The 9,855-nt window shown below is 32.9% G+C and carries 11 protein-coding genes; 5 read left to right on the top strand and 6 right to left on the bottom strand.

Going from position 1 to position 9,855, the window contains the following annotated elements; translation table 11 throughout:
* Positions 1-35: 35 nt before the first annotated feature.
* From WAF17_RS19280 to WAF17_RS19270, 3 genes are all read right to left on the bottom strand, one after another.
* On the bottom strand, positions 36-488 hold the full coding sequence (locus tag WAF17_RS19280) for a hypothetical protein (RefSeq protein ID WP_338763270.1): 453 nt from the start codon (positions 486-488) through the stop codon (positions 36-38).
* A gap of 49 nt (positions 489-537) precedes the next feature.
* The gene (locus tag WAF17_RS19275) at positions 538-891 is read right to left on the bottom strand and encodes a hypothetical protein (RefSeq protein WP_338763267.1); all 354 of its coding nucleotides are present in this window, start codon (positions 889-891) and stop codon (positions 538-540) included.
* A 67-nt stretch (positions 892-958) separates the two neighbouring features.
* Positions 959-1,531, bottom strand: coding sequence for a TetR/AcrR family transcriptional regulator (locus WAF17_RS19270; RefSeq protein ID WP_338763264.1), 573 nt, complete (start codon positions 1,529-1,531; stop codon positions 959-961).
* Positions 1,532-1,849: 318 nt separating this feature from the next.
* Here WAF17_RS19270 and porU point away from each other — a divergent pair, with 318 nt between their 5' ends.
* The 5 genes from porU (at position 1,850) to WAF17_RS19245 (ending at position 7,086) form a co-directional block, all read left to right on the top strand.
* Positions 1,850-5,275, top strand: coding sequence for a type IX secretion system sortase PorU (gene porU / locus WAF17_RS19265; RefSeq protein WP_338763261.1), 3,426 nt, complete (start codon positions 1,850-1,852; stop codon positions 5,273-5,275).
* A gap of 31 nt (positions 5,276-5,306) precedes the next feature.
* The gene (locus WAF17_RS19260; RefSeq protein WP_338763259.1) at positions 5,307-5,744 is read left to right on the top strand and encodes a hypothetical protein; all 438 of its coding nucleotides are present in this window, start codon (positions 5,307-5,309) and stop codon (positions 5,742-5,744) included.
* A gap of 108 nt (positions 5,745-5,852) precedes the next feature.
* Positions 5,853-6,584 (top strand): hypothetical protein, encoded by a 732-nt coding sequence (locus WAF17_RS19255; RefSeq protein WP_338763256.1) that lies wholly within the window; start codon positions 5,853-5,855, stop codon positions 6,582-6,584.
* A 108-nt stretch (positions 6,585-6,692) separates the two neighbouring features.
* Complete coding sequence (locus tag WAF17_RS19250; RefSeq protein WP_338763253.1) at positions 6,693-6,875, top strand: hypothetical protein; 183 nt, start codon at positions 6,693-6,695, stop codon at positions 6,873-6,875.
* 28 nt (positions 6,876-6,903) lie between these two features.
* Entirely contained in the window at positions 6,904-7,086 is a 183-nt protein-coding gene (locus WAF17_RS19245; protein ID WP_338763250.1) for a hypothetical protein, read from the top strand.
* Between the two features lie 47 nt (positions 7,087-7,133).
* Here WAF17_RS19245 and WAF17_RS19240 read toward each other — a convergent pair whose 3' ends face one another.
* The 3 genes from WAF17_RS19240 to ruvB are packed head-to-tail and all read right to left on the bottom strand — an operon-like array spanning position 7,134 to position 9,841.
* Entirely contained in the window at positions 7,134-8,456 is a 1,323-nt protein-coding gene (locus WAF17_RS19240; protein WP_338763247.1) for a replication-associated recombination protein A, read from the bottom strand.
* A 9-nt stretch (positions 8,457-8,465) separates the two neighbouring features.
* Entirely contained in the window at positions 8,466-8,801 is a 336-nt protein-coding gene (locus tag WAF17_RS19235) for a n-acetylglutamate synthase (protein ID WP_338763244.1), read from the bottom strand.
* A gap of 11 nt (positions 8,802-8,812) precedes the next feature.
* Positions 8,813-9,841, bottom strand: coding sequence for a Holliday junction branch migration DNA helicase RuvB (gene ruvB / locus WAF17_RS19230; protein WP_338763241.1), 1,029 nt, complete (start codon positions 9,839-9,841; stop codon positions 8,813-8,815).
* Positions 9,842-9,855 lie beyond the last annotated feature (14 nt).

Below are 9,855 nucleotides of genomic sequence, written 5' to 3'. Positions count from 1 at the left end.
TTTTTTGATAATCCAAACAGTCAGGCTATCCTTTTTTAATATTCAGATTTAGCTGGTAACCACAAAGGACCAACGGCAAGGAGTAATACAAAAATATTAAATATTGCATTTGAAGAATTACTTGATGCGATAGAACCTGTACTATCTAAGCAAAACCAAGATAAAAGTCCTATCAAAACAACCTTTCGTACAGCTTCTGGTGCTTTGTCATAAACCCAACTAGAAAGCAGCCAAATCATAACTCCCCAACCTAACAAAAAGCCACCTGTCAGAGCTGATAAAAAACGGACATCATTAGATTTGTATGTGATATTGCCATCTATTGGGTAGCTCAGTATGTCTAAAGTCAGACGAGCAGCTTCTGATGTTTCTATCATTGTTCCTAGAAAAAATATTGGAGCTGCAATTCCTACTACAATAGCTGTAATCTTGAGCCAAAATTTATGAAATGATTGTGTTCTGAATTTAGAGTTTTGTGAAGTAGTCATATTATAAAATTGTATTTGATGATTTAATAAAAAATAGAATTTTGAATAATTAATTTCTTGTTCCTATCAATACTTTAATTAAGTTTCCTTTTTCATTGTAGAGAAGCCAAATGAAATAAGGAGCAAATATTATTATACCTAATACCATAGCAAATAAAGCAATGAAAATAGAAGAAATAGAAAATTTGTTTCTCCACATTATCCACAACCCAGAAAGTAATAGGTAACAGCTAAAGTCAGCCGTAAATTGTCCGTTCCAAGTAAGAGAAGTAAGGTTAGTAATAGCCACTTCTATAAAAATCCATCCATCTTGCAGACCTACATAAGCCGTATAAATAAATACCACAATAGCTTGTAGAAGAAGTGTTATAAATAAAAGTGGTTGTCGTTTCAAAGATTGCATAATTTCAAATTTTGTATATAATTGAATGATTAATTAATACAAAATTGAAGAATTGAGAGGAGTAATTTTAGACGCTACCGTTCAATATAGGAAGATTTATTTGAGAAGTGCGTTTGAATTCTTTTGTTAAGCGTTGTAATTCTTTGAAGTAATTATTTAACCAAGTATGATTCAATGTCTTTTCAGTAATCTGTAAATAGAAGTTTTCAAGACTTAGATTGAGCATCATTTTAGATAGGTCGGTATTTCCTGTTAAACCTAATATTTCTGACCAAAGATTTAAAAAATTAGGAAGCGTAATTTCGTTTGTTTTGACAAAACAGTCTTCAAATTCTTTTTTTTGACGATGAATACGCAACTGTCTGTTGAAGAGTAAGTCTGTTTTATGTTCTACCAAAATATCAATAAGCTCTTCTTTAGAAATACAGTTTCCTTCTTTTATAGCTAAAATTTTGGACTGTTCAATATGATATTTTAAAAGTTGGCTAATAAATATTTCCATGTCAGCAAAATGATGATAAAACGATGATTTGTTTTTACCTACTTTTTTTGCCAATCGTTCTATCTTCAACTCTTCCATTCCTTGATAAGCAAAAGTAGTATAACCTATCTCAATCCAAGGCAGCCACGATTTATTCATTTTTAGCAGATTTAGTTGTTTTTTTCTCTAAAATACAAGATTTTTTTGAAAGCCTGTTTCTTTGAAATCAAATTATTCAAATGAGAAGGATTTAGCTATAAAAAACTTATGAAATTTTATTTCTAAAGCCTCATAAAAGATACTTCGGAAAAGTGAAATGTTTTTGTAAGATTCGTGGATTTCCAAATTTTTAAGAAAATAAATAATTGAAAAAATTGTATCTTTACAAACTGTTTTATCAAACAAAAACTTGATAATCAGTAGTATACACCAAAAAAACCGACCAGTCCTACAAATTTATATCGTAAAATAAATTCTATGAATCTTCATACATCAAAATATATTCAGTATTCATTTTCAGTTGTTCTTACTTTTTTCTTTATTTCTACTAGTTTTGCTCAAAACTCTGTTCTTTCAGACGGACAAATTTTGAAACTCAAAATAGAAGAAAAAGGAGTACACAAAATTACCTTTCAAGACCTTCAAACGGCAGGTCTGAATCCTTCTTCTATAAACCCAAATAATATTCAGATTTTTGGAAATGGTGGAGGAATGCTCCCTCAAGCAAATTCGGCACTACGTATTTCAGATTTGAAAGAAAATCCTATTTTTATAGAATTGGAAAATGATAATACCTTTGGTACAGGAGATTATATTCTTTTTTATGCACAAGCAGCCGATGTTCATACCTATGATGCACAAGCAAATGATGCTTTAAAATTTAGTTTTGAGAAAAACCTATATGATGATTTTAATTATTATTATCTTAAAGTAGGAAATCAGACAGGAAAACGCATTCAGACAGCTGAAAGCCTAAGTGGAGGAACAAAAATTACAACCTACAATGAAATAGCACATCACGAATTAGACGAAGTAAATATCATCGGAGATTTAGCAAACTCTGGTGGTGGAGGTTCTGGTAGAATGTGGTTTGGAGAACGTTTTGATTTTGTTGTAGAAGAAACTATTGATTTTGAGTCCGAAGGTTTGGTTACTTCTCGTCCTGTTTTGTTACGTGCCTCGGCAACAGCGTATTCATCTCGTGCTAGTGATTATAGCTTTTCTGTGGCAGGTCAAGAGTTTGGAAAACTTCCTATTGCAGCTTCTCAAATTTCTACCTATTCAAAAAAAGGAGATATCAATACAGCTACTTTTTCATCAAATATTAGTTCTTCGGTAGCTTCTCTTCCTGTAAAAGTTACCTATAATAAAACAGATAATACAGCCTTTGGTAATTTAGATTTTCTGACTTTAGAATTTACTCGTACTCTATCATTTTACAAACAAAACACACATTTTCGTTCGATAGCTTCTTCTCAAAATGAAATTGCTAGTTTTGAGTTTGCTCAAAAACCTGCTTCTATGCGTGTTTGGAGCATAAATAATTTATTTGATATTCAAGAAATTCCTGTTAGCTCTTCTAATCCAAATGCTTTTACAGTTCGCACAAATAGAAGTTTACAAGAATTAGTTGCCTTTGATATAAATGCAGAATTACCTGCACCAGTAGAAATAACGGCTTTGACTAATCAAAATTTACACGGTCTTTCTACGCCTGATTTTTTGATTATTACGCATACAGACTTTTTAGATGCAGCTCAAAAATTAGCTGCTTTTCATAGCGAAAATGACGATATGGAAGTATTGGTAATAACGGTAAATCAGATTTGGAATGAGTTTTCATCTGGAAAGCAAGATGTTTCTGCTATTCGTGATTTTGTTCGTTTTTTATACAAAAATCAAAATGACAAATTGAAATATTTACTTCTTTTTGGAGACACAAGTTATGATTATAAAGATAGAGTTCAGGCAAATAATAATTTTGTTCCTGTGTATCAGTCTAGGCAATCTTTAGAGCCTGTCGAAACGTTTTCATCAGAAGATTTTTATGGTCTTTTGGAAGATAATGAAGGAGAATGGGCAGAAACTTTTCAAGTTCAGAGAGAAGATTTAGATATTGGAATCGGACGTATTCCTGTCAGAAATGCTAGTCAAGCAAATTTAGTTGTTGATAAAATTATTGGTTATTCGCTTCCACAGACGTTAGGAAAATGGAGAAATAAAGTCGTTTTTGTAGCTGATGATGGCGATGGAAATATTCATTTGAGAGATTCTGAACAGCTCATCGAAATTGTTGAAGGATATAAAGGTTATCAAGCAGAAAAATTATATGTTGATGCTTTTCCTCAAATTTCTACCTCAAATGGAAAGTTTTCACCAAAAGTACGTGAAAGTCTAAATCAGAATGTAAACAATGGTTCTTTGATTGTCAATTATATGGGACACGGTTCAGAAGCTAGTTTGGCTACAGAAGCTGTGGTAGATTTGGCTTCGGTTTCAAATTGGAAAAACCTTAACAATTTACCTATGTTTGTTACAGCGACATGTGAGTTTGGACGCTACGATAACCCTCAAGTTTTTTCAGTAGGAGAAAGATTAATGACAAATGAAGATGGAGGAGGAATTGCGCTCGTAACGACAACACGACCCGTAACAGCTTCGACAAATTTTATTTTGGCAAAAGCGTTTTATAACAATGTTTTTAAGCGTTTGCCAAATGGAGAAATGCCAAGATTAGGAGATGTTATTAAGGCAACCAAAAATGAAAGTCTTTCGAAATTAAATAGAAATTTTACACTTTTAGGAGACCCTGCGCTTCGTCTAAACTATCCAAAAGCAGAAGCCATTATTACAGAAGTAAGAGCAAATGGAAGCGTTGTAGAGTCTGTAAAAGCATTAGATAAAGTTACTCTTTCTGGACAGATTGTAAATAATAATACTTTAAGCTCTGATTTTTCTGGCGATTTGGATATTACCATTTATGACAAACCTGCTGAACTTAGAACCTACGGAGATGAATCCCAACCTACGTTTTATAACGATTGGCAGAATGTTTTATATAGAGGAAAAGTAAGAATTAATGAAGGCAGATTTGAAATTACCTTTGTAGTTTCGAAGGATATAAATTATAATTTGGCGAGTGGAAGAGTAGTTATGTATGCCAAACATGAAACTCAAAATAGAGATGCAAATGGATTTTATGGCATTCAGATTGGAGCAAGTAACACTAATCCACCAACTGATAATGCAGCACCAACAGCACAGATTTGGATAGAAGATAAGACGTTTGTTTCTGGTGCAAAAGTTCCTTCAAATACAACTTTTTTGGCAGAAATTAGTGATGAGAATGGAATTAATTTGACTGGTTATGGTGTGGGAAGAGAAATAACAGCCGTTTTGGATGGAGAAGCAACACAAACTTTTATTCTGAACGATTATTTTGAATATGATGAAGGAAGTTATCAGAAGGGAACAATCGCTTTTCCGTTGCAAGACTTAACAGTTGGCAAACACACACTTACTTTTACTGTTTGGGATAATTATTCTAATCCTACTACCATTGAAGTTGATTTTTATGTAGAAAACAAGCCTATCGAAATTACAAAAATTACACCTTTTCCAAACCCTTTTTGGAGTAGTGTTGATTTCGATGTTACTCATACTCGTACAGGCGATGATATAGAGGTTATTTTGGTGGTTTATGATGTTTTGGGAAGAGCAGTCAGAACAATTCGCCAAAATTATCAAGATAATAATGGAAGTTTTACAAATATTTCGTGGAATGGTAGAGGAAACGAAGGTGAACTTGTCAAAAATGGAATGTATATCTGTAAAATTTATATTCGTTCACTTCAAGATAATGCTGTTGGAACTAATACGGTAAAAGTTGTTTTGAATAGGTAAATTATTGTTTTTTTCTAAACTATTATCTTTAATGAAAAAATTAATCTTTTTAGTCTTTCTTCTTATTGGATTTTTCAGCGTTGCGAAAGCTGATACGTTAGATTATTGGCATGTATATTATAATCAAGTGAAAGTAGTAGAGTTAAATACTTTCAGCAAAGAAGAACTAACCATTAAAGTATCAGATAAAGATAAAATAGACTTTCTGCTAGATTATTTATTTATAATTTATGTCAATGATACACCTTGTTCTAATTGTGAAGGTTTTGTTTTTGTTGATAATACACAAGGACAAACAATAACAACAGGTAAATCAAAAGGAACTTCAACACCAATTAAAATTGCTTTTTCTAGTGTCGTTCAATATTATCAAAGAACAAAAAATAAATACTATGACGTTTTTTATATAGAAAGAGGAGAATACGAAAAACCTGACAAAGTATTATTATTTAGATTAAAATTAGAATAGATAAACGAACCTTGTTCTATGTGCCACAGAACACGTATAAAGTATTTCTTATTCAAAAACTCTTTTTCACTTTTGCACAGACTAGGAAGTCTGTGATACACACACAAAATGGATTATTCAGATTCAATAGATTTAATAGAACGATTAGCTTCCTTAGATGATTCTATGGAGTCTATTTTTTGGGATTCTGACACAAAGAAAGGGACTTTGTATGGAACAAATCAAGAAGGAGAAAAAATTCTTGACTTTCGCACTCCAATTACTTTTCCTACTCTTCCAAAAAGAGAAGATGAAGAAAAATCACTTTGTCTTTCAAATTATTCTGACAAAATTACTTTTTTACCAAAACCATATTTACTCATTCTGATACAAGCTGGGTATGCTTCTTTAGGTTATTTTGAAGAAGGAGAGCTTGTTTATCACAAAGCGATTACAGCATATATGGTCAGAAAGAAGCAAGGGAAATCACAAATAAAACATTTAAACTCTAAAGGAAAGTCTCGTTTGGGTTCTCGTATTAGACTTCAAAATACAATTCATTTTTTCGAACAAATCAACTTAAAACTAAAAGAGTGGCACAAGCAATCTAATATTTTTGATAAAATCGAACGGATTGGTTGGAGTGGCTCAACAGATTTGTGGCATTTATTTTATACTTCTAAAGAAGAAGCTCCTTTTCAAAAAGATGATGCTCGTCTTCGTAAGATTCCTGTAACAGTTCACTCTCCCAACTTTGAAGAATTACAGCGTATAAATACGTATATTAATCAAGGAAAACTAACTACTTACAAAGATGATTTGCCTTTCTTGGATAATTTGGGAGATGTGATTGAATGGTAGTATTTCAGTTATCAGTAAGTAGTAATCAGTTACCAGTTAATGAGAAATTTCAATTTTGAATTTTCTGTTTTGATTACTTTTGTTTATTTTTAATAAAATACAAATGAAATGAATTATCTTACTATGGAAGAAATAGACAAGCTGTTGTCTGATGACAGATTTAGCTCTTTAGTGGAAAATCAGCTTAGAGATACCGAAAAACAAATAAACTCTGAGCAAAACTCAAAAAACGAAAAGAATAAAACAGAAGAAAAACCTAGAGAAATTACAGTCAGATTCATAAAAAAATAAATTAGATTCACTATTTACAAATCAAGTGATGACTATTAACGAACTAGACAAGCTTTTAGATGAGGCTTTGTCTCCTATTACAGAGAAAAAAACTAATATCGAAGAAGATATTAATCAAAAATCTATTTCTAAAGAAGAAACAGAAACCAAGGAGAAAGAAGAAAAACCTAGAGAAATTACAATTCGATTTATTAACAAAGTAAATAAATAAGTGTCATTGAAATTAACTGATAACTGGTTACTATTTACTGGTAACTGTCAATATCCGTATTTCTCTTTCCAACGTTCTTTTAAAAATTGTCGTATCGCATTTTCTCTTGCATTGTTTGAAGGTTCGTAGAGTTTTGTATTGGCTAATTCCTTTGGAAAATACTCTTGTGCTGCAAAGTTATTGACGTTATTGTGGGAATAGTTATAATTTTTTCCATAGCCTTGTTGTTTCATCAGTTTTGTAGGTGCATTTCGAAGGTGCAACGGAACAGGTAAATCACCTTGTTCTTGTACAATTTTTCTTGCCGTTTTGATGGCTGCATAAGAAGCATTACTTTTTGGAGAAGTAGCTAAATAAGTTACGCATTGAGCCAAAACAATTTGAGCCTCTGGAAAACCAATTTGAATAGCAGCTTGAAATGTAGTTGTTGCCAAAACTAAGGCTGTCGGATTTGCATTTCCTATGTCTTCCGAAGCCGAAATTACCAAACGACGAGCAATAAACTTGACATCTTCGCCTCCTTCTATCATTCTTGCCAACCAATAAATGGCAGCATTAGGGTCGCTTCCACGAATAGACTTTATCAGAGCCGAAACAATATCATAATGATTTTCGCCACTTTTATCATACGAAGAAACTCGTTGCTGGGCTACTTGCATTACTTTTTCATCTGTAACTTCAATCTTATTTTTGATTGTATTTCCTTCTTCGTCTTCTTGATTTGGAAGATTAAAATTAGGTTCAGATTCTACAACGAGTTCAAAAAGATTCAATAATTTTCGTGCATCTCCTCCCGAAATTCTGAAAAGTGCTTCGTAAGATTTTATCTCAATAGTTTTCTTTTTGAGCTTGAAATCTCTTTCCATGGCTTGTTGCAAAAGTTGTTTTAATTCTTCTTCCGATAAAGGATTGAGAATATAAACTTGACAACGAGAAAGCAAAGCCGAATTTATCTCAAAAGATGGATTTTCAGTTGTCGCACCAATAAGCGTAACCGTTCCACGCTCAACAGCCCCTAAAAGTGCATCTTGTTGAGATTTGCTAAAACGATGAATCTCATCAATAAAAAGAATAGCTCTAGTTTGTCTTTTTGCCTTTTCAATCACTTCCCTAACATCTTTTACACCTGCCGAAATAGCACTCAATGTATGAAAAGGACGTTTGAGAGCCTTCGCAATAAGCAAAGCAAGAGTAGTTTTGCCAATTCCAGGTGCGCCCCAAAGAATCATAGAAGGCACAGCACCTGAAGAAATAACACGAGCCAAAACTCCATTATTTCCGATTAAATGTTTTTGTCCGATGACTTCCTCTAAATTTTGAGGACGCATTCGTTCTGCTAAAGGTGGATTTTGAGAGGTTTGAGAGAGCATTTTTTTGAATTAAATTTCTTCTAAAATAGAATTTCCTTTTGAGTTATTACCTGATGTCCATTGCCAAGTTTCGTGTAACCTTATTTTTCCATTTTCTAGTATTTCTGGTCTTGAGTTACAAATTCCTGTCATGAGTTCTCCTTTTTCATTGACTTGATGATAACGCATATCAATATTTCCATCTTCATCAACAAGTCCTATCAAATGACCTTTTATTATTTTTCCTCCACTATATGTTGAAGTCAGAATATTTCCTTCCTGCTTGTATTCAAACATAGTTTCGCTAGATGTTTCTCCATTATCAGTATTGGAAACTGGACGGAATTTTTTGTTGTTATAGTTCATGGAGTAGGCATTTAAAATAATCTAGCCTGTTCATGAGGTGGCAACATATCAAAATGACGATAGGCTAATGCAGTAACTTCTCGCCCTCTTGGTGTACGCTTCAAAAACCCTTCTTTTATTAAAAAAGGCTCATAAACTTCCTCTATCGTTTCGGCTTCTTCTGCACAGGCTGTCGCAATGGTTGTCAAGCCAACAGGACCTCCTCCAAACTTATCAATAATAGTAAGTAAAATTCTGTTATCCATTTCATCAAGTCCATTATCATCAACTTCTAAGGCTTTCAAAGAAATTTGAGCAATTTCTAAATTTATGTCTCCGTTTCCTTTTACTTGTGCAAAATCTCGTGTTCTTCGCAATAAATTATTCGAAATACGTGGCGTTCCTCTGCTTCGCCTTGCAATCTCAAAGGCAGCTTCTTTTGTAATTGGCGTATTTAGAATAGCTGATGAACGTTGAATAATTGTTGTCAGAAGTTCAGCGTCATAGTATTCTAGTCTTAGATTAATTCCAAATCTTGCACGGAGAGGAGAAGTCAGAAGACCAGAGCGAGTAGTCGCACCAATGAGCGTAAAAGGTTTTAATTTTATCTGAACCGAACGGGCATTAGGTCCTGTATCCAACATAATATCAATACGATAATCCTCCATAGCAGAGTACAGATATTCTTCAACAACAGGATTTAGACGATGAATTTCATCAATAAAAAGAACATCTCCAGCCTTTAAATTGGTTAGAAGTCCTGCTAAATCACTTGGCTTATCCAAAACAGGTCCTGAAGTGGTTTTTATGTCTGCATTCAGTTCGTTTGAAATGATATGTGAAAGTGTTGTTTTTCCCAATCCTGGTGGACCGTGTAACAAAACGTGGTCTAAAGGCTCTCCTCTATTAGTCGCAGCTTTTACAAAAACCTGTAAATTTTCTAATATTTTTTCTTGTCCTGTAAAATCATCGAATGACAAGGGACGTAAAGCACGTTCGATATCTGCTTCTGTGGTTGTGTTTTCAGGTTTTATATTTGGGTCTATGTAATCTTGACGCATAATTTTTGGTTCTA

This window comes from Bernardetia sp. ABR2-2B, from assembly GCF_037126435.1.
GTDB lineage: Bacteria > Bacteroidota > Bacteroidia > Cytophagales > Bernardetiaceae > Bernardetia.
Note: the sequence above shows the minus strand (reverse complement) of the source record. Positions and strands in the feature narration are given on the sequence as shown.

Coding starts and splice junctions, on each gene's coding strand:
- WAF17_RS19280 (WP_338763270.1), bottom strand. CDS start 488: ATGACTACTTCACAAAACTCTAAATTCAGAACACAATCATTTCATAAA.
- WAF17_RS19275 (WP_338763267.1), bottom strand. CDS start 891: ATGCAATCTTTGAAACGACAACCACTTTTATTTATAACACTTCTTCTA.
- WAF17_RS19270 (WP_338763264.1), bottom strand. CDS start 1,531: ATGAATAAATCGTGGCTGCCTTGGATTGAGATAGGTTATACTACTTTT.
- porU (WP_338763261.1), top strand. CDS start 1,850: ATGAATCTTCATACATCAAAATATATTCAGTATTCATTTTCAGTTGTT.
- WAF17_RS19260 (WP_338763259.1), top strand. CDS start 5,307: ATGAAAAAATTAATCTTTTTAGTCTTTCTTCTTATTGGATTTTTCAGC.
- WAF17_RS19255 (WP_338763256.1), top strand. CDS start 5,853: ATGGATTATTCAGATTCAATAGATTTAATAGAACGATTAGCTTCCTTA.
- WAF17_RS19250 (WP_338763253.1), top strand. CDS start 6,693: ATGAATTATCTTACTATGGAAGAAATAGACAAGCTGTTGTCTGATGAC.
- WAF17_RS19245 (WP_338763250.1), top strand. CDS start 6,904: ATGACTATTAACGAACTAGACAAGCTTTTAGATGAGGCTTTGTCTCCT.
- WAF17_RS19240 (WP_338763247.1), bottom strand. CDS start 8,456: ATGCTCTCTCAAACCTCTCAAAATCCACCTTTAGCAGAACGAATGCGT.
- WAF17_RS19235 (WP_338763244.1), bottom strand. CDS start 8,801: ATGAACTATAACAACAAAAAATTCCGTCCAGTTTCCAATACTGATAAT.
- ruvB (WP_338763241.1), bottom strand. CDS start 9,841: ATGCGTCAAGATTACATAGACCCAAATATAAAACCTGAAAACACAACC.